The organism is Actinobacillus indolicus (assembly GCF_004519515.1).
GTDB classification, from domain to species: domain Bacteria; phylum Pseudomonadota; class Gammaproteobacteria; order Enterobacterales; family Pasteurellaceae; genus Glaesserella; species Glaesserella indolica_A.
Genome location: NZ_CP038145.1, coordinates 1,816,917 through 1,839,888 on the forward strand (window position 1 = coordinate 1,816,917; position 22,972 = coordinate 1,839,888).

General features: G+C 41.3%; 23 protein-coding genes. 11 read left to right on the forward strand and 12 right to left on the reverse strand.

Annotated features, from left to right (window positions below; genetic code table 11):
* Positions 1-141: 141 nt before the first annotated feature.
* From EXH44_RS09040 to EXH44_RS09055, 4 genes are all read right to left on the reverse strand, one after another.
* The gene (locus EXH44_RS09040; protein WP_162857171.1) at positions 142-924 is read right to left on the reverse strand and encodes an ABC transporter permease; all 783 of its coding nucleotides are present in this window, start codon (positions 922-924) and stop codon (positions 142-144) included.
* Positions 921-1,865 carry an ABC transporter permease gene (locus EXH44_RS09045; protein ID WP_162857172.1) on the reverse strand — a complete coding sequence of 315 codons (945 nt, stop codon included), beginning with the start codon at positions 1,863-1,865 and terminating at the stop codon, positions 921-923. The genes EXH44_RS09040 and EXH44_RS09045 overlap by 4 nt, the downstream gene beginning before the upstream one ends.
* Positions 1,866-1,959: 94 nt before the next feature.
* Entirely contained in the window at positions 1,960-3,543 is a 1,584-nt protein-coding gene (locus EXH44_RS09050; protein WP_162857173.1) for an ABC transporter substrate-binding protein, read from the reverse strand.
* Positions 3,544-3,704: 161 nt separating this feature from the next.
* Complete coding sequence (locus tag EXH44_RS09055) at positions 3,705-4,556, reverse strand: thymidylate synthase (protein ID WP_162857174.1); 852 nt, start codon at positions 4,554-4,556, stop codon at positions 3,705-3,707.
* An 89-nt stretch (positions 4,557-4,645) separates the two neighbouring features.
* On the opposite strand from EXH44_RS09055, the gene EXH44_RS09060 reads away from it, so the two are divergent.
* The 6 genes from EXH44_RS09060 (at position 4,646) to trmL (ending at position 11,176) form a co-directional block, all read left to right on the forward strand.
* Entirely contained in the window at positions 4,646-5,176 is a 531-nt protein-coding gene (locus tag EXH44_RS09060) for a hypothetical protein (RefSeq protein ID WP_162857175.1), read from the forward strand.
* Between the two features lie 120 nt (positions 5,177-5,296).
* Entirely contained in the window at positions 5,297-5,845 is a 549-nt protein-coding gene (pgsA, locus tag EXH44_RS09065; RefSeq protein WP_135673039.1) for a CDP-diacylglycerol--glycerol-3-phosphate 3-phosphatidyltransferase, read from the forward strand.
* 42 nt (positions 5,846-5,887) lie between these two features.
* Complete coding sequence (uvrC, locus tag EXH44_RS09070; protein ID WP_162857176.1) at positions 5,888-7,723, forward strand: excinuclease ABC subunit UvrC; 1,836 nt, start codon at positions 5,888-5,890, stop codon at positions 7,721-7,723.
* 18 nt (positions 7,724-7,741) lie between these two features.
* Positions 7,742-8,383: a glutaredoxin 2 gene (gene grxB, locus EXH44_RS09075; RefSeq protein WP_162857177.1), complete on the forward strand. Its 642-nt coding sequence runs from the start codon at positions 7,742-7,744 to the stop codon at positions 8,381-8,383.
* Between the two features lie 132 nt (positions 8,384-8,515).
* Positions 8,516-10,693, forward strand: coding sequence for a bifunctional 23S rRNA (guanine(2069)-N(7))-methyltransferase RlmK/23S rRNA (guanine(2445)-N(2))-methyltransferase RlmL (gene rlmKL, locus EXH44_RS09080; RefSeq protein WP_162857178.1), 2,178 nt, complete (start codon positions 8,516-8,518; stop codon positions 10,691-10,693).
* A 3-nt stretch (positions 10,694-10,696) separates the two neighbouring features.
* On the forward strand, positions 10,697-11,176 hold the full coding sequence (gene trmL, locus EXH44_RS09085) for a tRNA (uridine(34)/cytosine(34)/5-carboxymethylaminomethyluridine(34)-2'-O)-methyltransferase TrmL (RefSeq protein WP_162857179.1): 480 nt from the start codon (positions 10,697-10,699) through the stop codon (positions 11,174-11,176).
* Positions 11,177-11,214: 38 nt separating this feature from the next.
* Here trmL and EXH44_RS09090 read toward each other — a convergent pair whose 3' ends face one another.
* From EXH44_RS09090 to exbB, 3 genes are read right to left on the reverse strand one after another with little or no spacing between them, the layout of a single operon-like run.
* Positions 11,215-12,084 (reverse strand): TonB family protein, encoded by an 870-nt coding sequence (locus tag EXH44_RS09090; RefSeq protein ID WP_162857180.1) that lies wholly within the window; start codon positions 12,082-12,084, stop codon positions 11,215-11,217.
* A gap of 8 nt (positions 12,085-12,092) precedes the next feature.
* Positions 12,093-12,479, reverse strand: coding sequence for a TonB system transport protein ExbD (exbD, locus tag EXH44_RS09095; RefSeq protein ID WP_162857181.1), 387 nt, complete (start codon positions 12,477-12,479; stop codon positions 12,093-12,095).
* A gap of 39 nt (positions 12,480-12,518) precedes the next feature.
* The gene (exbB, locus tag EXH44_RS09100; protein ID WP_162857182.1) at positions 12,519-12,971 is read right to left on the reverse strand and encodes a TonB-system energizer ExbB; all 453 of its coding nucleotides are present in this window, start codon (positions 12,969-12,971) and stop codon (positions 12,519-12,521) included.
* Positions 12,972-13,143: 172 nt separating this feature from the next.
* On the opposite strand from exbB, the gene glpE reads away from it, so the two are divergent.
* The 5 genes from glpE to EXH44_RS09125 all read left to right on the forward strand — a co-directional run bounded on the left by glpE (position 13,144) and on the right by EXH44_RS09125 (position 17,088).
* Positions 13,144-13,470 (forward strand): thiosulfate sulfurtransferase GlpE, encoded by a 327-nt coding sequence (gene glpE, locus EXH44_RS09105; protein WP_162857183.1) that lies wholly within the window; start codon positions 13,144-13,146, stop codon positions 13,468-13,470.
* Positions 13,471-13,484: 14 nt separating this feature from the next.
* Entirely contained in the window at positions 13,485-14,543 is a 1,059-nt protein-coding gene (sohB, locus tag EXH44_RS09110; protein ID WP_162857184.1) for a protease SohB, read from the forward strand.
* A 197-nt stretch (positions 14,544-14,740) separates the two neighbouring features.
* A complete protein-coding gene (gene dusB / locus EXH44_RS09115) occupies positions 14,741-15,715 on the forward strand; it encodes a tRNA dihydrouridine synthase DusB (protein ID WP_162857185.1) in 975 nt (324 codons plus the stop codon).
* 18 nt (positions 15,716-15,733) lie between these two features.
* Entirely contained in the window at positions 15,734-16,030 is a 297-nt protein-coding gene (gene fis / locus EXH44_RS09120) for a DNA-binding transcriptional regulator Fis (RefSeq protein WP_162857186.1), read from the forward strand.
* Positions 16,031-16,212: 182 nt separating this feature from the next.
* Positions 16,213-17,088, forward strand: a complete 876-nt coding sequence (locus tag EXH44_RS09125) for an IS256 family transposase, variant Zn-binding type (RefSeq protein WP_425266865.1) — start codon at positions 16,213-16,215, stop codon at positions 17,086-17,088.
* 132 nt (positions 17,089-17,220) lie between these two features.
* Here the strand turns inward: EXH44_RS09125 and rlmC are convergent, their stop codons facing one another.
* The 5 genes from rlmC to htpG all read right to left on the reverse strand — a co-directional run bounded on the left by rlmC (position 17,221) and on the right by htpG (position 22,967).
* On the reverse strand, positions 17,221-18,393 hold the full coding sequence (gene rlmC / locus EXH44_RS09130) for a 23S rRNA (uracil(747)-C(5))-methyltransferase RlmC (RefSeq protein ID WP_162857187.1): 1,173 nt from the start codon (positions 18,391-18,393) through the stop codon (positions 17,221-17,223).
* Positions 18,386-19,408: a beta-N-acetylhexosaminidase gene (gene nagZ / locus EXH44_RS09135; protein ID WP_162857188.1), complete on the reverse strand. Its 1,023-nt coding sequence runs from the start codon at positions 19,406-19,408 to the stop codon at positions 18,386-18,388. Before nagZ ends, rlmC begins: the two co-directional genes overlap by 8 nt.
* A gap of 48 nt (positions 19,409-19,456) precedes the next feature.
* Entirely contained in the window at positions 19,457-20,197 is a 741-nt protein-coding gene (locus EXH44_RS09140; RefSeq protein WP_162857189.1) for a TerC family protein, read from the reverse strand.
* Positions 20,198-20,284: 87 nt separating this feature from the next.
* Positions 20,285-20,965 carry a DNA mismatch repair endonuclease MutH gene (gene mutH / locus EXH44_RS09145; protein WP_162857190.1) on the reverse strand — a complete coding sequence of 227 codons (681 nt, stop codon included), beginning with the start codon at positions 20,963-20,965 and terminating at the stop codon, positions 20,285-20,287.
* Positions 20,966-21,080: 115 nt separating this feature from the next.
* Positions 21,081-22,967, reverse strand: coding sequence for a molecular chaperone HtpG (gene htpG, locus EXH44_RS09150; protein ID WP_162857191.1), 1,887 nt, complete (start codon positions 22,965-22,967; stop codon positions 21,081-21,083).
* Between the last annotated feature and the right edge of the window lie 5 nt (positions 22,968-22,972).

Here is a 22,972-nt window from a genome sequence, read left to right on the forward strand (position 1 = left end):
TTAACATAAAGAAAATGTAGGGACGCCACGCTTGGCGTCCGCTAAATTTATTTTTACGAAAATCTTAATTAAATAGACGCCAAGCGTGGCGTCCCTACTTTTTTCTAAACTTAGGACATACACAGTGTGTCCTTACGAAGGTTACCTCACCTTCCCCGCCAACAACTGCAAGCTAAATACCAATAGGAACACAGCAATCACAGGTTGTAGGAAAATCAGTGGGGCTTGATAGTAATAGGGGAACAGCTCTGTCATCATCAGTCCCAATTCAGCCGTAGGCGGTCGCAGTCCCACGCTGACAAATCCCAATGTTGCAAGAGCTAAAATCGCATTACCGATTGAAAATGCGGTTAATGTTGCAACCATCGGCAATAAACGGGGAAATAGGTGACGTTTAATGCAATAAAACCAAGGCATTCCCATCAGGCGAGAAGATTGCAGTTCTGAGCTGGACGCAAGGGTACTGGTGATCGCCCTAATAACACGGAAAAATTCAACCCAAATAACTAAGGCAATGCCTAAATAGAGTGTCCAAAATGAACCAGGGGAAAGCGAAGCAAACAACAAAATCAGCAATAAACCCGGTAATGCCATCACCAAATCACAGATAAAGCTAAACAGGCGATCTAACCAACCGCCAAATAATCCAGCCAGAATACCGAATAACAAGCCTGCCACCAATGCACAAGCGACACTAAACAGCGATAAACCGAATGAAAGGCGAATGGCAGAGGCAAGACGGGCAAACATATCTCGCCCTAAATGATCGGTGCCTAACCAACTTTCAGCGTCAGGGCTTGCCAACATATTGCTGAGATCTTGAAAACCAATATCCATCGGGTAGAAATAAGGCTGTAAAAATGCAGTGGCGAGTAACAGTAGCAGTAACAAGGCTCCGCAACGTTGTCCAACGGTTAATTTCATACGCTTCCCCCTTCACGAATACGCGGATCAATCCACGCATTAAGCAGATCGGCGAGCATATTGAGTACCACAAATAATCCCCCCATCACTAATGCCGTACCTTGTATCATCGGCACATCTCGTGCAATGATGGCGTGAACTAAGGCGTGTCCGCTTCCCGGCCAAGCAAAAAGGCTTTCAACGATCACCACCCCTTCAATCAGGTAAACCAGTTGTACGCTATGATAAGCAATCACCGGTACGGCGATATTCGGGATCCCGTGTCGCACAAAGGTCTGCCAACGACTTAAACCTTTGAGTTGAGCAAATTGATAGTAATCGGATTGCATCACCTGCACCATCGCTTGACGTGTCACACGCACCGAAACGGCACTTAACCCTATCGCTAAGGTGAGTGCAGGCAAGACAAAATGCAATGCCGTGCCGTATCCGCCTGCAGGTAGCCATTTCAACTGAACGGAAAAGAGCGTAATCAATCCAATCGCAATGATAAAAGCCGGCACAGCACGGAATAGACTGCTTAAGACTAAGGTCAAGCGGTCAAATACGCCGTTAGGTTTACGCGCCGATAATACGCCTAAGGTGGGACCGATCAGCAAGGCTAGCAGTAAGGCTACCACGGCGAGACTAAAAGTATGCCCGAATTGATGTTCGATTTCGTGCCAAACGCTGTCGCCTGTGACTAACGATTTGCCTAAGTTAAACTGTACTAAATCCGCTAACCAACTGCCGTAGGTCTGCCACCAAGGTTGATCCAACCCAAGTTCTGCTCGCACCATTTCTGCTGCAGTGGCATCGGTTTGATCATAACCATAGCGACTTGCCGCAATACGATATGCCATATCACCCGACAGTTGCCGAGTTAAAATAAAAGTCAAAGTCCCGACCGACCAAATCACCAAAAGGATCTGGGATAGTCGTCTGAATAAAATAGAAAGCACGGGGGTAAATCCTTAAAATTCGTTGTAGGGACACACTGCGTGTGTCCGAGAATTGTGGGTTTTTAAGCGGACACACGCAGTGTGTCCCTACATTTTATTTGCTCAACAACTCCAAAAAGAACCGTCTTTCAAAAGGATCTAAAGTCACATTTTTCACGTCTTTATGTGCTACCACATTTTGCTGATAATACACCACAGGAATAATCGGCAGTTCATCGTTAATAATTTGGCTCACCGTCTGTTTTAACGCCTTCGCTTTTTGCGGATCACGTTCGGTTTCAAGCTGGGTTAAGGCGTTGTCTAATGTCGCATTTTGCCAATTCATCACACCCCAATCGCTTCCTGTTTTGGCATAATCCTGTACGATAACGCCAAAAGGATCTAAGGTTTTACCATAATTTAACGCATAAAGTGCCATCTCTAAACTGCCGTCTTGATGTCCAGCAGGGATTTCACTGAAGTTACCGACAGACACATTCACATCAACACCAATCTGTTTCCACTGAGCTTGCAAAATCGTCGCAATCATCGGCAATTCAGGGCGATCAGAGAAAGTGCGTAAGGTAAAACTAAACGGCTTGCCGTCTTTGGTCAGCTTGCCTTCGCTATTAAATTCATAACCACGAGCGGTCAGATCTGCTTTGATTTTTGCAAGATCAGGTTTTGCCGTTGTCGTATCAATTCGCCATTCCGCAAAGGCTTTCGGCAGAATTTGATCGGCTTCGCCACCTTCGATTTTTAATACATATTCCGCAATCGCTTTGCGATCAATCGCTTCACTTAAGGCTTTACGCACCACTAAATCATTAAAGAACGGTTTTGCCACGTCCATTTTGAGTTGAATGGTACGAGCAATAGACACACTGGTTAAGTTCAAATTCGGATCGGTTTTCAAACGCTCAACACTGGCGGTATCAAGGTTAAATACCAACGCAGATTTATCGCTTTGTGCCATCAGCATTCGAGTTTCGCTACGACTACTTGCAAGGTAGTTCGCTTGAGCCAGTTTTGGCTTATTGCCCCAATACTGCTCAAAACGTACCGCTTCCAATTTTTGTGGTGCTTCAATTTTGGTCGCTTTAAACGCCCCCGTGCCGATCACTTGGGTCACTTCCCCTTTGTCGTTATAACTTTCAGGGGCAAGAATAATCGCCGTGTAGTGTGTTAAAAAAGACGGAAACGGCACAAAAGATTTGGTTAAAGTAATTTGAATTTCTGTCGGGCTGACCGCTTGAATATCTTTAATAAAGGCTTTTTGCAACATTCCCGGTTTTGCCAATGCAATATTTAAGCTGTTTGCCACCGCTTGTGCCGTTAAAGGTTGCCCATTGTGGAAAGTGACATTCGGACGCAGTTTAAAGGTCCAAAGGGTCGCATCATCATTGCTATTCCATTCTGTCGCCAACCCTGCAACGAGTTCCCCTTGTAAATTCGCTTCCACTAAGGTTTCCGCTAAATTCATACGTTGAAAAATCACCCCTGTCTGGTTCGGATCAAGGCTATTGATTTCCCAAGGGGCAACCACCGTTGCCAAAGCAAGTTCATCATTTTGCTGTGTTTGAGTTGTCGGCTCAGTTGGCTTTGTGGCTTCTGGCGTTGTAGCTTTATCACCTTGAAAATAGTGAACCGCCAACGCTGCAACACCACCGACTAAAAATGGGGCGAGAAATTTTTTCATTGTTATATCCCTTAAAATAATAATGGTTTTCAAAAAGGCGTGTATTGTGCCATAAATTCCATAAAAAAATAGTGGGATATTAACAATTTTGTAAAAAAAAGTGGGAAATCAGACCGCTTGTAGTAAAAGAAAGGGGCAAATCACGATTTGCCCCGAGAGAATTACACAGAGAAAGGATATTGAATACTTGGATGAAACTCGTAGCCTTCGACTTCAAAGTCCGCCAATGTCACCCAAGTTTCTAAATCTTCTAGAGATTTAATATCTGGATTGATTTTGAGTGTTGGAGCTTTAAATGGCGTGCGTTTCAGTTGCACATCTCGCATTAATTCCAGCTGATCTTCATAAATATGAGCATTCACAATTTTATGGAACGCTTGCCCTGCTTGATGCCCCGTAATCTGTGCCATTAACGCAAGAAAAGTGTAACATTGGATCATATTCCAGTTTAAACCGAGTGGAACATCGGCAGAGCGTTGGGTGCTGTTCAAATAAAGCGTGCCGTCCAACAATGAAAAATGATGACTGTGTAAACACGGGCGTAGGCAACCTAAATGGAAAGCCCCAGGGTGATAAAAGGTATAAATCTCACCACGATTATCGACACCACGCTTCAGATCATCAACGATTTGACGCAACAAATCGATACTTCCACCACCAACTTTCGGGAAGTTTCGTCCGACAGCACCATAAACCAGTCCCATATCATCTTCGCCTTTGCGGTGTGGGTTCGCCAGCCAAGCTGCATTTTCATTGGCATTTGCGTCCCACGATTTTGTCCCAAGCTGACGGAAATCTGCGGCATTATCATAGCCACGGATATAGCCGAGTAATTCCGCAATCGCTGCTTTCCAGAAACTTTTGCGTGTAGTCACAAGGGGAAATTCACCCTTTGCCACATCGTAGGTTAAATCAGCGTTAATCACGGTCAAACAACGCTTACCAGTACGCTCATTTTCAACCCACTTTCCTTGTTCGACAATACGTTGGCAGAGATCGAGATATTGTTTCATTGCGAGTCCTTAAAATGTTTAGAGTAATTGATCGAATAATTTGTTAGAATTGTAGCACTTTTTAGATAAAGAAAAATAAGGAGTAAGCGATGAAATCTTTATTCAAAATAGCATTAGTGATTTCAACTTTAGTATTTGTTGCGGCTTGTAGCTCTAAAACAAGCGGTTGGAAACGTTTATCAGACTCGGAAATTGACCAAAAATCTTATGCGATTGCCTATGGTGCAACAGGGCAAACTTATGCCGATCGTGTTAATGAAAGCTATGACATTGATTCTTTTATGCACGGTGTGGATGATTGGTTTAATAAAAAAGTGACCTTACCTATTGAACAAATTCGTGCAAGTTTATTAAACCGTATGTTAGATCATAACGTATATGCTTATTACAGCGGCGTACTTTATGCGGCGGAACTTCAAGGTAACTTTAACCGTTTAAGTCCAACTTGCTGGTCAATGGTTCAAGCACCAAGTATTACCCAAGGTATTCACGATGCAATGTTAGATCTCAAAGCGAACAAAGTCCGTCACGATAAATATATCCAAGAAGGTGCGGATCAAATTCTTCACTTATGTGTAGAGCAAATGGAAAAAGAAACGCCTAAAACGAAGAAAAAATAGTGGGTGAATTGTTAAGCGGTAAGATTTTGGTAAAAATTTACTAAGATCTTACCGCTTGCTCTTTCTTCTTTTGGTTGCTTTTAATAGAATATCGCCAGTATTTCTCTTGATTCTATAAAAATGAAACTCAACATTCCAACCTATCTCACATTGTTTCGTGTCGCATTAATTCCGCTCTTTATTGTAGCGTTTTACTTGCCTATTCAATATTCTGCTGAAATTACCACGTTGATTTTTTTTATTGCTTCAATCACCGACTGGTTTGACGGCTATTTGGCTCGCAAGTGGAACCAAACCACCCGCCTAGGGGCATTTTTAGATCCTGTGGCAGATAAAGTCTTAGTTGCGATTGCATTGGTGTCTGTGGTCGAATATTACCATACTTGGTGGATCACTATTCCAGCAGGCATTATGATTGCCCGTGAGATTATTATTTCGGCGTTGCGTGAGTGGATGGCTGAGTTAGGCGAACGGGCGAGTGTGGCGGTGTCGATTTGGGGCAAAGTGAAAACCACAGCGCAAATGTTAGCTTTGGGCGGTTTGTTATGGCGACAAGCACCGTGGATGGAATATACTGCGTTTGCCTTGCTTTATATCGCTGCGATTTTAACCATTTGGTCGATGTTGCAATACTTGAAAGCATCTAAAGGCAGTTTATTAAAATCTTAAATCCCCCTTACTCCCCCATTTTCAAAGGGGGAAATGTTGATTATGTCAAAATTCGATTCCAAACAATTTCTTGCCGATACGCCACATAAGCCTGGTGTTTATCGTATGTATGACGATAAAGGCACGATTATCTATGTCGGCAAGGCTAAAGATTTAAAAAAACGCCTATCCAGCTATTTTCGTAGCAATCTTGCCAGCCGAAAAACCGAAGCCTTGGTATCGCAAATTGCTCATATTGATACCACCATTACCCATTCGGAAACCGAAGCCTTACTGTTGGAACACAATTACATTAAGGAAAATCAACCGAAATACAATGTGTTGCTTCGTGACGATAAATCTTACCCTTATATTTTGCTCACCAAACACCAACACCCACGTTTAGCCAGCTTTCGGGGGAGCAAAAAAATTGCTGGGGAATATTTTGGACCTTACCCAAATGCAGGGGCGGTGCGAGAAACCTTAAATCTGCTCCAAAAACTGTTTCCGATCCGTCAGTGTGAAGACAGCTACTACAAAAACCGTTCTCGTCCTTGTTTGCAATATCAAATCGGGCGTTGCCTTGCTCCTTGCGTGGAAGGGGTTTATTCCCAACGAGAATACGATCAGCAGGTGGAATATGTCCGCTTGTTTTTACAAGGCAAAGATCAGCAAGTGATCGAACATTTGATCGGCAAAATGGAAAAGGCTGCGGAAGATTTAGATTTTGAAGCTGCTGCCCGTTTTCGAGATCAAATTCAGCAGGTACGAGCGGTCACTGAAAAGCAATTTGTCTCGAACGAACGCTTGGACGATCTCGATATTATTTCGATTGCCTATCAACACGGCATTGCTTGCGTACATATTCTGTTTGTGCGACAAGGGAAAGTGTTAGGTAGCCGAAGCTACTTCCCCAAAGTGCCGAACCATACGGAACTAGCCGAATTAAGCGATACTTTTATCGGGCAGTTTTATTTACAGATGAACCAACATCGCACCATTCCGCACCAAATCATTATTGATCACCCCGTGAGCGAAGTGGAAGCCTTAGAAAAGGTATTGTCGGAACAGGCAGGACATAAAGTGAGTATTACCGATAAGGTGCGTGGCGAAAAAAGCCGTTATCTCGCCCTTGCCAAAACGAACGCAATGGCGGCATTGACCTTACAACTCAAGCAAGACGCTCGTATTCAAACCCGTTATGAAGCCTTACAAGCGGTGCTTTCTTTGCCAAAAATTGCAAGAATGGAATGTTTCGACATCAGTCACACGATGGGCGAACAAACCGTCGCTTCTTGTGTAGTCTTTGATGAAAATGGACCACTAAAATCCGACTATCGCCGTTTCAACATTGAAGGCATTACGGGGGGCGATGATTATGCTGCGATGGAACAAGCTCTGCTCAAACGTTACGATAAACCGCTTCCGCCTGAAAAAATCCCCGATATTATCTTTATTGATGGCGGAAAAGGGCAGTTGAACCGAGCATTAGAAACTTTTGCCAATCTCAAAGTGGAATGGGATAAATCCAAACCATTACTCATCGGCGTAGCAAAAGGCGTAGAACGTAAAGCTGGGCTAGAAACCTTGCTGATCAGCAAATCGGACAAGGAAATCCACTTGCCACCAGACAGCCCAGCGTTACATTTAATTCAGCATATCCGTGATGAATCCCATAACCACGCCATTAGCGGACACCGTAAAAAACGGCAAAAAGCCTTTACCGAAAGTGGTTTAGAATCCATCGCTGGCGTTGGGGCTAAACGTCGTCAAGCCTTACTGAAATATCTTGGCGGTATGCAAGGGGTGAAAGACGCGACTTTAGAAGAAATTCAGTCTGTACCGGGGATTTCCGCTTCCCTTGCGGAAACGATTTTTGATACATTACATAATGGATAAAGCAACAAAGGAGATCCTATGAAACTCTATATTTACGATCATTGCCCATTTTGCGTCCGTGCAAGAATGATTTTCGGCTTGAAAAAGCTAGATGTCGAATTTATCACCCTATTGAATGACGATGAACCGACCCCTATTGGCTTAGTCGGAAAAAAAGTCGTACCAATTTTAGTTAAGGAAGATGGTTCTGCAATGCCTGAAAGTCTGGATATTGTGAAATATGTGGATGAAAACTACGGTGACAAACTGCTTGCAGACGACATTCGCCCTGAAATCAATGAGTGGATTAAGCAAGTCGGCAGTTACTATAATCATCTATTATTGCCTCGCTTTGTTCAGCTGGGTTTAGATGAGTACAAAACCCAAAGTGCGATTGACTATTTTGTGGCGAAGAAAACGGAATTTATCGGCGATTTCGCTGAAAATCTCTCTCGTTCAGCAGAATATATTGCAAAATTAACGCAAGATCTGACCGCTTTGGAAAACCTTATCGTTTCGCCTGAAGCTGTAAACGGCAAGCTCTCTTTAGAAGATATTGTGCTATTCCCAATGCTACGCAATTTAACTTGTGTGAAAGGATTGACCTTCCCGCCGAAGGTGAAAAACTATGTGGAAAAAATGGCTGAGTTGAGCCAAGTGAATTTATACAGTCCAGTATAGTTCAATAGACAGGATAGCCAATGGTTATCCTGTTTTCTTTTTGTGTAACTTTTGCAAATTTCTGTTGAAATCTCACCGCTTGTAGCATTCTTCCGCTATAATTCTGCTAATTTTTTCTCATATAACAAAACAATGACCCAAACAACCTATTTCGCCACCGCAGCGCGTGGCTTTGAAGAAATGTTAAAAACCGAACTTGAGCAAATTACGCACGCACAATGCAAAGTGGCTCAAGGCGGTGTGCATTTCACCACAGATTTAAAAGGGGCGTATCAAGCGTTATTACATAGTCGCTTGGCTTCCCGTATTTTATTACCCTTAATCAATACGAAAATTTTCAGCGACAGCGATTTGTATGCGTCTGTGGTTGCTTACGACTGGCAGAGCATTTTCGATCCAAGAGATACCTTTTTCGTGGATTTTAACGGCACAAACCGTGAAATTCGCAACACACAATTTGGTGCAATGCGAGTGAAAGACGGCATTGTCGATTATTTTGAGCGTAAAGGTTTTGCTCGTCCGACAGTGGATAAAATCCGTCCAGATATTCGTTTACACGCCTATTTAAACCGTGAAGAGTTGATTATTTCTTTAGATTTAAGCGGTGAAGCTTTGCATATGCGTGGTTATCGTGAAGAAACAGGGAAAGCACCGTTGCGTGAAACCTTGGCGGCAGCGATTGTGTTGCGTTCGGGCTGGCAAAAAGGTACGCCACTTGTCGATCCGATGTGTGGTTCGGGGACTTTGTTGATTGAAGCAGCTCAAATGCAAGCAAATATTGCTCCACAAATTAACCGTATCCATTGGGGATTTGATAGTTGGAAAGGGCATCAGATCGAACTGTGGAAAAGGGTTTGGCAGGAAGCTAAGGAGCGTGAAATCCTGCCCCCCTCCGCCTTCGGCACCTCCCCCCGCGAGCAGGGGGAGGAAAGCAAAGTGCTGTTCTTCGGCTTTGACCTTGATCACAGAGTGCTACAAAAAGCTAAACAGAATGCGAAAAATGCAGGGGTGGCAGATTTAATTCAGTGGCAACAAGGCGATGTGTCGGCGTTGAAAAATCCGATTGCAGAGCAGGTGGGGACGGTGATTTGTAATCCGCCTTATGGTGAGCGATTAGGTACAACCCCAGCGTTAATTGCGTTGTACTCTGTCTTTGGGCAACGGTTAAAACAGCAATTTGCAGGTTGGAATGCCTCTATTTTTAGTGGCGAACCTGAATTACTGAACTGCTTACGTTTGCGTTCAGCTCGTCAATTTAAGGCAAAGAACGGACCGCTTGAGTGTGTGCAGAAGAACTATTTGATCAGCGAAAATGCAGACAAGCGGTCAGATCTTGATGAAAATCTGCAATTTAGCCAAAACGCACAAGTTGCCCCTGATTTTGCTAATCGCTTAACCAAAAATATCAAGAAGATCGAAAAATGGGCGAAACAGCAAGGGCTTGATGCTTATCGTTTATACGATGCGGATCTGCCTGAATATAATTTGGCGGTAGATAGATATGGCGATCATATCGTGGTGCAAGAGTATGCCGCACCGAAAAATATTGATGAAAACAAAGCTCGCCAGCGCTTGCTTGATGCGGTATCAGCGACCTTGTATGTCACTGGTGTTGAAACGAATAAATTAGTCTTAAAGGTTCGCCAACGTCAAAAAGGGACTAATCAGTATGAGAAACTGGCGAATAAAGGCGACTATTTCTTCGTGAATGAATACGGGGCGAAGCTATGGGTGAATTTGACGGATTACCTTGATACAGGCTTGTTCCTTGACCACCGCTTAACGCGTAAGATGGTCGGTGAAATGGCGAAAGGAAAAACCTTCCTAAATCTGTTTGCCTACACGGGTTCAGCGACAGTTCACGCCGCATTAAACGGGGCAAAATCGACCACGACCGTAGATATGTCAAACACTTATCTCAACTGGGCGGAACAAAATCTTGAACTGAACAATATTTCACTACGAAATCACCGCTTGCATCAGGCAGATTGTTTGCAGTGGTTAGCGGATTGCCGTGAGCGTTTTGAGTTGATTTTCGTTGATCCGCCGACCTTTTCTAACTCAAAACGAATGGAAAACAGCTGGGACGTGCAACGTGATCATATTGCCTTGATGAAACAGTTGAAACGTATCTTAACGGCAAACGGCACTATCGTATTCTCAAACAATAAACGTGGCTTTAAAATGGATTTTGACGGCTTGGCTGAATTAGGATTAACGGCGGAAAACATTTCGCACAAAACATTACCGTTAGATTTTGAGCGTAATCCGCATATTCATAACTGCTGGATTGTGAAACATTCGGAATAAATTATGTTAGATATTGTGTTATATGAACCTGAAATCCCACAAAATAGTGGGAATATTATCCGCCTTTGTGCAAACTGTGGTTTTCGTTTGCATATGATTGAGCCACTTGGTTTTGCTTGGGACGATAAAAAATTACGTCGTTCTGGGCTGGATTACCACGAGTTTGTCGATATTCAGAAATATAAAGACTTCGATGATTTCCTTGAGCGAGCAAAGCCTAAACGCCTTTTTGCTTTAACTACCAAAGGCGAGCCTAATCATAGTGATGTGCAGTACGAACTGGGGGATTTTCTGATGTTCGGTCCTGAAAGCCGAGGGATACCGAAAGCGATTTTAGACAGTTTACCGATGTCACAAAAAATCCGTATCCCGATGTGTAAAGATAGCCGTAGTATGAACTTGTCTAATTCCGTTGCCGTTGTGGTGTACGAAGCGTGGCGACAGTTTGGCTATCAAAATGCAGTGCCAAGACAGCCAATTTAAGCAAAAGCCCTTAGTGAAAACTAAGGGCTTTAGTATCATTATTGGATAGAAAATTTAACTGGCACAGTGAGCGATGTTGGGAATCCCGCAGGTGGTGGCGAACTCATTTTCGTACTTTGAGCGGCTTTCATTGCGGCAGCATCTAAGTTGCTGTTTCCTGAAGAATTTATCACTTGTACATTGATGACTTGTCCTGATGAAGATAATTGGAAAGATAGGGTAACAGTTCCTGTTTTTCTCATCATTTTTTCTCTTTGCGGATAAGCATTATTTGCTCTTTGCTGTAAAGTCCGTTGTAATTGAGCTTTATAGGCATTGATTTCTCCCGCACTAGATGCACTATTTGTCGAAGCAAATCCCGTATTTTGTGCTTGTGCATTTGCTGGACCTACCTGATTTTTTGTGCCTTGGAACGCATTTGGTACAGCTTTTGCTACAATACCTTGTTTGACTTCTTTGCCTTTTTCTAGCGCTTTTATCGGTGCTTTTTCTGGTTTAGCCTTTTCTACGGGTTTCTCTTTTGGTTTAGGTTTCTCTTTAGGAATTGGTTTTGGTTTTTCTTTTGGTGTTTCTTTCGGCTTCTCTTTAGGTTTTTCTTTTGGTTTTGGCTCAGGCTTAGGTTGTGGCTTTGGCTCAATTTTAGGCTCAGGGATAGGTTCTGGCTCAATAATTGGCTCAGACTCTTTAGGCTCTTCTATTTGTTCAACCTTTTCTACCACTTCTTCAGTCGTGACAGCGACTTGCTCCTGTTCTAAACGCGCAGCGAGCATTTCAATCGAAATACTGTTTACTTGCTCAACAGGTGGTAGTGGCTTTTCAATGTTCATTGAAGTGAGAATACCTGCAAATACAGAACCATGTAGCGCAAGAGAACCGATTAATCCAATACGAGAGTGACGTTTTTGCATAATTTTACCTATTTGGCATTCTCTTTTTTCGTCACAATCGCCACATTTTTGATTTCATTTGCTGCGAGCATATCTGTTAATTCAACAAATTTTTCAAAAGCAACTGCGGCATCTACTTTCAAAGTGACTTTTTGGCTTTTATCCCAAGTCGCAATCTCCGTATTTAGCATTTCTTTGGTGATCTGTTTGTCATTGTAGAAGAATTCATTATTTTCTGTGATGGTAAGCAATTTCGCTAATTCATCCGCTTTCATCGCCTGTGTTGTTGATGCTTTAGGTACATTCACTTGAATCTTTCCTTGAGAGATAAAAGACGCTGTGACTAATACAATCGCTAAAAGTACCAACATAATGTCGATAAAAGGGATAATATTAATTTCATCAAATTTTTTCATCGCAACCTCATCTGCAAATTTTTCGATTAAAGTGACCGCTTACGCTTTTTCTTTGCGAGCTTGCAGAGCTTGCCATTTCAATTTATTTTCTTCGACTTTACGCCCAAAGCCGTTATAGAACATCATCGCTGGAATAGCAACGAGAATACCAACAGCAGTCGCTTTTAATGCTAAAGAGAGATGTACCATGATGGATGCGGCATCAATATCGCCACCAGAATGTCCTAATTCATAGAAGGTTAATAAAATACCGATAACCGTACCTAATAATCCAATATAAGGGGCATTTGAGCCAATCGTTGAAATTGTTGTAAGGTTAGAAGTGAGATTAATTTCTAATTCTTGAATAGTTTCATATTGTTTGACATCGACCTTACGATAAAACAGGACGCGTTCAATGATTTTTGCAAACAGGATAATACTCATTAAGCCGAGTAAACCAAGAATGATATAGTCAATGTAACTTTGTAAAAATTGGAAAAGTTGCTCCATAAAAACTGCCTTAATTATAAAAATATGAAAAAGAAAATTATCTGCATTTGATAATTGTTCTTATTATATAATAATAAGTGATTTTTTCAAATACTACTTATTTAAGTGATAGCTTTACTTTCGGTGATTTAGTGACTATATTCTTTAAATTTTCAGCAATAGGAAAACCAAAATGGAAGAAACATTTACAGAAATTACACCGCAACAAGCGTGGAATATGATGCAAAATGAAGGTGCGGTATTAGTGGATATTCGAGATATGATGCGCTTTAGTTATAGTCGTCCTCAAGGTGCATTTCATTTAACCAATCAAAGTTATGGTAAATTTTTAGATGAATATGATTTTGATGAGCCGATTATTGTGAGTTGTTATCATGGTGTGAGTAGTCGTAATACGGCACAATTTCTGGTAGAGCAAGGGTTTGAGCGTGTTTACAGTGTAAAGGGCGGTTTTGAAGGTTGGGTGAAATCTGAATTGCCTATCGAAACGGCTTATTAATTTAGGAAAATGGTATGTGGAAAGAAGTTTTACTTAACTATGGTATCTTTTTATTAGAATTATTAACGGTCTTTGGGATTGTTGCCGTTGTCGTTATGTTGATCTTAGATGCACGTAAACACACGGAAAATGGTGCGATTACTGTGACGAACTTGACCGAAAAATATCAAGATCAAGAAAAAGAGTTAAATGCGTTCTTTCTAAGTGAAGAAGAACAAAAGCACCAAGAAAAACTAGAGAAAAAAGCACTCAAAGAAAAAGTAAAAGCAGAGAAAAAACGCTTAAAAGAAGGGGGAGAACCTTCGGATGAAACTAAAAAATCTCGCTTATTTGTGGTGAATTTCCATGGTGATATTCAAGCGAGCCATGTTTCTAGCTTGCGTAAAGAGATTGATGCGATTTTATCCTTAGCAGATCCAGAGAAAGACGAAGTGCTAGTTAAATTAGAAAGTCCAGGCGGTGTCGTACATGGTTATGGATTAGCCGCATCTCAATTACAGCGTTTAAAAGATCGACAAATCCCTTTAACTGTTGCAGTTGATAAGGTGGCGGCAAGTGGTGGATATATGATGGCGTGTGTCGCAAATAAAATTGTGTCTGCACCCTTTGCAGTGATTGGCTCTATTGGTGTTGTTGCTCAAGTACCTAACATTCATCGTTTATTGAAAAAACATGATATTGATGTAGATGTAATGACCGCAGGGGAGTATAAGCGTACTGTTACTTTAGTGGGGGAAAACACAGAAAAAGGGAAAGAAAAGTTCCAACAAGAATTAGAAGAAACCCATAAATTATTTAAACAGTTTGTGGCTCTTCACCGCCCGATTGTCGAGATAGAAAAAATTGCAACGGGAGAACACTGGTTTGGTCAGCAAGCGATTGATCTTAAATTAGTAGATGAACTTTCTACGAGTGATGATTTGATTTTAAATGCAGTTAAAGAAAAGAACGTAATTGAAGTCAAATATCGCCAGAAGAAAAAGCTTTCTCAACGTGTCGGTGAGCAAATTGAAACAAGCTTTGAAAATGTGGTGGCAAAATTACTCCATAAAAATAGCTCTTCGATGTTATAAATTTTGACAAGTTGAGTAAATTTTGATTTTTGTCGAATAATTAGACTTCCAAAATTGGAAAAAAATGCGTATTATACGCCCCTTACTAAGAGCAATTGCTCCTTGAGTATAGAAAGAGAAGTACGGTTTATGCCGTACTTTTTATTTGGAAATCACTCTTGTTAAATTTGTTCTAAAAATAATCAAAGGATGAGTCGATGCGAATTGGCCAGTATGAAATTAAAAATCGTATTTTCCTCGCACCGATGGCAGGGATTACCGATCAGCCGTTTAGACGATTATGTAGCCAATTAGGTGCAGGTTTAACATTTTCAGAGATGATGTCCACAAATCCTGATGTATGGCATACCGAAAAATCACGTTTGCGTTTAGCACACCATGATGACATTGGTATTAATGCTGTACAAATTGCGGGATCTGATCCCACAGAGATGGCAATCGCAGCAAAAATAAATGTGGAATATGGGGCAGACATTATTGATATCAATATGGGCTGCCCAGCTAAGAAGGTAAACAAAAAGATGGCAGGATCTGCACTTCTACGTGAACCTGATTTAGTTGCTCGCATTTTGGATGCCGTTGTAAATGCTGTTGATGTGCCTGTGACTTTAAAAATTAGAACGGGTTGGGATCCTGAGAACCGAAATTGCTTGGATATTGCAAAAATTGCTGAAGAAGCAGGTATTTCAGCATTGACGATACATGGGAGAACTCGAAGTTGCTTATTTGAAGGTGATGCCGAGTATGACAGTATTAAAGCAGTAAAACAGGCGGTTTCGATTCCTATTGTTGCTAATGGCGATATTACCTCTGCTGAAAAAGCGAAACAGGTTCTTGACTACACACAAGCGGATGCGGTGATGATTGGTCGAGGCAGTTTGGGGTGCCCATGGCTATTTTCGGAAATCGGAAAGTTTTTCGAGAAAGGAGATCTCGTTTCGACATTATCGTTAGAGCAAAAATGTCAATTTATGTTAGAGCATATCGAAAACCTACATCATTTCTATGGTGAAGAAAAAGGATATCGAATTGCACGTAAACATGTTGGCTGGTATGTCGAACAATTAAAACCAAATTCAAATTTTAGACGTACTTTTAATGCATTTGATTCAACGACCGAGCAATTAAACGCATTAGAAGATTTTGTGAAATCGATTCATTTAGAATCCTAATAAGTTGGATAGAAGTACATGTTAGAACAACAACCTACACAAAACCCATTAACAGTATCAATGTTAAACGCACAATCTCAACAAGTGAATAAACCACTTCGTGATAATGTGAAACAAGCCGTAAGAAATTACTTACATCAATTAGGTGGTGAAGATCCAACAGAATTATATGAGTTGGTCCTATCAGAAATTGAACACCCAATGTTAGATATGGTAATGCAATATACACGCGGTAACCAAACTCGTGCTGCAACAATGCTTGGTATTAACCGTGGTACGTTACGTAAAAAATTAAAAAAATACGGTATGGGCTAATTCCTGACTAATATAAAAAAAGAAAACCTATAAGTATTACTTATAGGTTTTTTGGTGTAATAGACAAAATAGTTGCTAAAAAGTGGTTTAAAGCCTTATAGCACAAGGCTTTAAGCCCTGTTTTTGAAATATGAACAAAAAACTGCCCATTTTGCCAAAGTCAGAAAATAAAGAAACATGGTATACAAAATAATACTCAACGTTATTTTTGTAATGAATGTCATAAAACGTTTATTTTAAAAACTAAATTAGATCCAATTAAAATTTGGACTGATTACACATCTGGAAAACAAACCTATCAACAACTTGCCGTTAAATATCATTGTTCAGTCAGAACGATTCAAAGATATATTGATAAAGCCCCTAAAACACCTTTAAAACCACCTTTAAATCGATACTTGAACATCATCATGGATACGACATTCTTCGGTCGTTATTTTGGTGTATTAGTGTTGATGGATTCAAATTCAAATAACGTCATTTCTCATTATTTTGTGCGAACCGAAAAAGATATTTACTATAAACTTGCCCTGAATAGATTAAGAGAAAAAGGCTATATAATTCAATCAATTATCTGTGATGGCAGGCGTGGTTTAATGAAAGATTTATTTAATACGCCGGTACAAATGTGTCAATTTCATATGGTAGCAATTGTAATGAGAAAATTAAGAAAAAAATATCAATCGCAAGCGGGTAAAGAACTAAAAATAATTGTAAAAACACTCACGAGTAGCTCAAAAAATGAATTTTATCGGCGATTACATTCTTGGTTTATAAAACACCAAACGTTTTTAAAAGAACGGAGTGATAAAGCGAATGAAAAAGGCTATTTCCCCTATAAACATCGCAATGTAAGAAGTGCTTATGCCAGTTTAAAGCGTTATATGGATTGTATTTTTACCTACAAGAAATGTTCTGAATTAAATATAGAAAAGACGACAAATCGTTTAGAAGGATTATTTAGTGAACTTAAACGAAAATTAAATAATCATAACGGATTAACGAAAAAGCGTAAGATGTTGTTTATACAGGATTTTTTAAATAAAAAGAGTTGCTAACATTTAAAGAAAATAAACATTAGCAACTGTTTTGTCCACTTGGCATAGTTTTTGACGGTTCAGCAACTATTTTGTCTACTATGCCGGTTTTTTTATGCCTGATTAAAGGCATGTCAGGAAAAATCATATTGATCATTTGTTATTCTTTTTCACCAAAAGCGTTAATGTTTCGTAATGCGCTGTATGGGGAAACATATCGAATAATTGGACTTTTTTGAGTTCATAATGGCTGAGTGAGGCAAAATCTTTTGCCATCGTTTCTGCATTACAGCTGGAATAAATCAAGTAGGGAGAGCCGAGTTGATTGATAAATTCGGCTAACGGTTTGCCGATGCCCCGTCTTGGTGGATTGACAATCACAAGATCGGGCGTTCTTCCTTTTTCATTCAAGGCAAATTGAGCCGAATCCAACGAAGCGAATTTGACATTTTGTAAGCCAAGCTGTTGGGCGGATTTTGTGGCACTGGCGATGGCAGAGGCAGAAATCTCAATACCCGTGAGTGCGACATTTGGATTGTTGGCTTGTAATGTGTTGGCACAATGTAGCCCAAAGCCCCCGACACCGCAGAACAGATCCCACAGTTGTGTAATTGGTAGCTCTTTTATCCATTCTTGAGCCGTATGGTAAAGTTGGCTGGCAACCGTTGGATTGGTTTGGAAAAAACCTTGCGGACGAATAAACAGCGGAATTTGATTAAAATGTTCTTCTAATACTTGCTGTTCCGTCAGAAAAATCTCTTGTTCACCTTCCAAAATCGCAGAATGTTGCGGTTGTATATTCAAACTCACCACCGATTTTTCAGGTAGTTGAGCCAGTAACATTGGCAATTCACGCTCGACAAGCGGTCGTTTTAGCTCACTTCTTAACACAAAGCGGATCATCAAGGATTGATTATGCTGACTTTGGGTAATCAAGATATATTTGAGTTCGCCCCGTTTTTTTGCCACGTTGTAAGGCACAAGCCCAGCCCGTCCGATAAAGTTTTTCAGAATAGGGAAAAGTGGCGTAAAGGCTTGCGGATAAAGCGGACAGTCCGTTAAATCCGTGCCGGTGCCGTCTTCATTTAAAATCCCTAAAATTGGACGTTCAACACTGCCTGTGACCACCATTTTGGCTTTGTTACGAAAATGTGCCAAAGAAGATGTGACCGCAGGTAAAAATTCCGTGCTTTGCAAAAGATAAGGCGAAACTAACCGCTTAAGATCCGCCGTTTTCTCTGCCAGTTGTTCGGCATAGCTTTTATAAAGCCATTGGCACGAATTACAACGGTTCTGTTCAAAATGGTGGCAAGTGAGTTTAGGCATTCTGGGCTTTCCATTCCAACCATTGTTCTTGAAGTGTCGCAAGCTGTTGATGAGCCTGTTGCCAACGTGGGCTGGCTTCCAGCTCTGACCAACTGATCGAACGGCGTTTCATTAGGCTTAAGTGGCGTTCTTTCTGTGTTGGGGTAGGCTGATATTTCAGGTTATCTAACACTTGCACCACGCCGTCAGGCTCGTTGCAGAGTAGTAACAAATCACAACCTGCTTGTAAGGCTTTCTCGCTTCGTTCCACATAGTTCCCCATAAACCCAGCACCTTTCATTCCTAAATCATCAGAGAAAATCACGCCGTTAAATTGCAACTGCTTGCGTAAAATCTCTCTCAGCCAGTAACTTGAACCGCTGGCAGGTTGGCTGTCACACTGGGTGTAAATCACGTGAGCTGGCATAATCGCCGATAATTTTCCTTTGGCGATCAGTTGTTTAAACGGTTGAATATCGTGATTAAAGATCGTTTCTTTTGGACGATCATCAAAGGGCGTTTCAAGATGAGAGTCGGCAATAACGTGACCGTGACCAGGGAAATGTTTGCCTGTGGTTGCCATACCGATTTCTCGCATACCGTCAATAAAGGCTTCTGCGACAGGTAGCATTGTAGCTACATTTTTCCCAAACGAGCGATCACCGATTGCCTTGCTACAATGCCCTAAATCCAACACAGGGGCAAAACTTAAATCAATATCTAACGCAAACATTTCTGCTGACATTAGCCAGCCAGCTTCTTGGGCAAGTTGCAAGCGGTCTAATTGTAAAAAAGATTGCATGGCAGGCAATTTGGTAAAGCCTTCACGGAAACGTTGCACTCGACCGCCTTCTTGATCAACGGTGATTAATAATGGCTTTTTCACTCGTTGGCGGACAGATTTAATAAGGGCTTGCAACTGGGCTTTGTCGTGAAAATTACGAGTAAAGAGAATAAGTCCTGAAACTAATGGATGTTCAAGTAACTCTTGTTCTTCTTGTGTAAGTTCGTAGCCTGCGAGATCGATAAGTAACATAGGTTTCCTTTTAATTAAAAAGCCCTCAAGTGAGGGCTTATTTTACAATTATTCTTGTGCGTTAAGCTGATGTTTTGCTTGGTTTTTACGCATTTTAATGTTGATAAACTCTACAATCACCGAGAAGCCCATTGCAGTGTAAATCGCTGATTTTGGAATATGGATATTAAAGCCTTCACCCATTAATGCGATACCGATTAAAATTAAGAATGCAAGTGCTAAATTCTTAATGGTTGGGTTATGATCAACGAAATCCCCGATTGGTTTTGCAGCAAACATCATCACACCAACTGCGATCATAATTGCAATCACCATGACAGGAATATCATCTGCCATACCAACAGCGGTGATAACAGAGTCTAGCGAGAATACGATGTCTAAAATGGCGATTTGGATAAGAATCATAAAGTAATTTGCTTTTTTACCCGTTTTACCTTCCGTATCGTGTGGTTCACCTTTAATCGCTTCAACAAGTTCCATTGCACTTTTAACGACTAGGAACAAGCCCCCGAAGAATAAAATCAGGTCACGCCCTGAAATCGGTTTATCCATAATCGTAAAGAGCGGATCGACTAATCGCATCATCCACGCTAATGAAAGTAGGAGAAGAATACGAGTTCCCATTGCCAAACCTAAACCGATAATACGTGCAGATTGGCGTTGTTTTTCAGGTAAACGAGAAACTAAAATACTGATGAAAATAATGTTATCAATACCTAGCACGATTTCTAACGCCGCTAAGGTAAAGAGAGCAACCCACGCTTCCGGGCTAGCAATCCACTCAAACATAGAAAGATCCTTGGATAAAATTAAACATAACATCGGCAGAAATTGCCGAACTAAAAGTTGCACATCATATAGAGAGCTGTGGTAAAATTAAAGGGGCGAATGTAAAAAATTTTGTAAAATCTCTGCGGTAAATGGTTTACGCAAATAAAACCCCAGTGGTAGTGATTGAATTTTTTCACCATATTGATTTACTGCCCCAGCTAACGACTTATTATTTCGCCCTTTGGGACGCAAATGAAGCACTTCCCCTAAACTCGCATTGATCTCATTTAAACGCCCAAGCACAATCAATTCCATTAACTCTTCCCAGTCTTGCTGTAACTGTTGTTCCTGTTGTGGGGACGGCGACCATAAAATCGGCTGTCCGATATGTCTTTTTTCAAGGGGAATTGACCGCTTACCTTCAACGGGTATCCACAAAACCCGTTGTAATTTATGTTTAACGTGAGAGGTTTGCCACACAATACCGTGATTGTCCGTTAAAGGTGCAAGGCTGACAAAGGTAGTTTCTAACGGCAATCCTTTTTCATTGACAGGAATGGTCTTCAACTCAATGCCTAAATGAGCAAAATCTTGTTCAGGTTTACTGCCAGCCTTTGCCCCCAACGCCGTTTCAATAAGCATACCCACCCAACCTTTATCTCGACGTAAATCAGGCGGTACAACCATATTCAACTGTTCGGCAATTTCCCCAAGGGTAAAGCCTGCGAGCCATTGGGCTTTGGCGAGAAGCTCTGTTTCTGTGGCGGAGTGAGTGGCAAGTTGCATTGATCTGTTATCTCTTATATAAAACAAGCGGTCACTTTATCATAAAAATTTGCAAATTTTTTTGACGAACTGACCGCTTGTTGATTTCTGTTGTTGCTAATTTACAAATTGAAGATTAATTCCCCAACAACTTATTCATACGTTTAATAAACGCCGTTGGGTTTTCCAATGTGCCACGTTCAGCGAGTAACGCTTGTTCAAACAAGAGTTCAATCCAGTCGTTAAATTCCGCTTCGTCAGCAATATCAGCCACACGTTTTACCATTGAATGTTCAGGGTTTAACTCGAAAGTATATTTCACTTCAGGAGCTTGCTGTCCCATTGCTGCGAACAGTTTTGCCATTTGCGTGGTCATTTCGTCGCTGTCGGTTGAAACAACTGCTGGCGTATCGGTCAAGCGGTGAGTTAAGACCACTTTTTTGACACGTTCGCCTAAATAGCCTTTGGCTCTCTCTAAGAAACTCGCAAATTCAGCTTCTTGTGCTTTTTGGGTTTCTTCTTCCGCTTTGTCAGCAAGATCGCCTAAATCTAAGTCTGATTTAGTGATACTTTGTAGTGGCTTGCCGTCAAATTCGGTTAAATGGCTGATAAACCATTCATCAATGCGGTCAGAAAGCAGTAAGACTTCAATGCCTTTTTTGTTGAACAGCTCTAAATGTGGGCTGTTTTTCGCCGCTTGATAGCTGTCGGCAGTTAAGAAGTAAATCGCTTTCTGACCTTCTTTCATTCTTGCAATATAATCGCTCAAACTCACCGCTTGTTCGCTACTGTCAGTATGTGTTGAAGCAAAGCGGATTAAGGCTGCCACTTGGTTTTTATTCGCAAAATCTTCTCCTACGCCCTCTTTCAAGACTAAACCGAACGCATTCCAGAATTGTTGGTACTGTTCGGCATTATCTTTCGCCAGTTTTTCCAACATTTGTAAGGCACGTTTGGTTAGCGCAGAGCGGAGTGACTGAGTGACTTTGTTCTCTTGCAAAATTTCACGGCTGACGTTAAGTGGTAAGTCGTTGGTATCCAACAATCCACGCATAAAGCGAAGATAATTCGGCATAAAGACTTCCGCATCGTCCATAATAAACACACGTTGCACATAGAGTTTTAAGCCGTGTTTTTGTTCACGCTGGAACAGATCCCACGGGGCTTTGCTTGGCACATAAAGCAGGCTGGTATATTCTTGTTTGCCTTCAACTTTATTGTGTGACCAAATTAACGGATCGGCAAAATCGTGGCTGATGTGTTTGTAGAACTCTTTGTATTCTTCATCAGAAATCTCATTTTTAGAGCGAGTCCAAAGTGCTTGAGCTTTGTTAATTTTTTCCCATTTGGTGCCGGTTTCTTTGCCTTCGTCATCATACTCTTTGGTTTGAATTTCCACCGCTAAACCGATATGGTCAGAGTATTTACCGATAATGTCACGCAAACGCCATTCGCTTAAAAACTCTTTTTCATCGTCACGCAAGTGTAAAATCACGTCCGTACCACATCCTGCTTTTTCAATATCGGCAACGGTGTAATCGCCTTCGCCTGCCGATTCCCACAATACGCCTTGAGTTGCATCACTGCCTGCGGCACGGGTGCGAACAGTCACTTTATCGGCAACGATAAAAGACGAATAGAAGCCCACACCGAATTGACCGATTAATTGGCTGTCTTTCGCTTGGTCTGAACCGAGTGTATTTAAAAACTCTTTAGTGCCTGATTTGGCAATAGTACCCAGATGATCGATTACTTGCTCACGGTTCATACCGATACCGTTATCGCTGATTGTGATGGTGCCTAAGGTTTCATCAATACTAATACGCACACGCAACTCACCGTCGCCTTCATAAAGTTCAGGTTGAGAAAGGGCTTTGAAACGTAATTTATCAGCAGCGTCTGACGCATTGGAAATTAACTCACGCAAAAAGATCTCTTTATTAGAATAGAGTGAGTGGATCATTAATTGAAGCAGTTGTTTGACTTCCGACTGAAAGCCACGGGTTTCTTGGTTTGTACTCATAATTT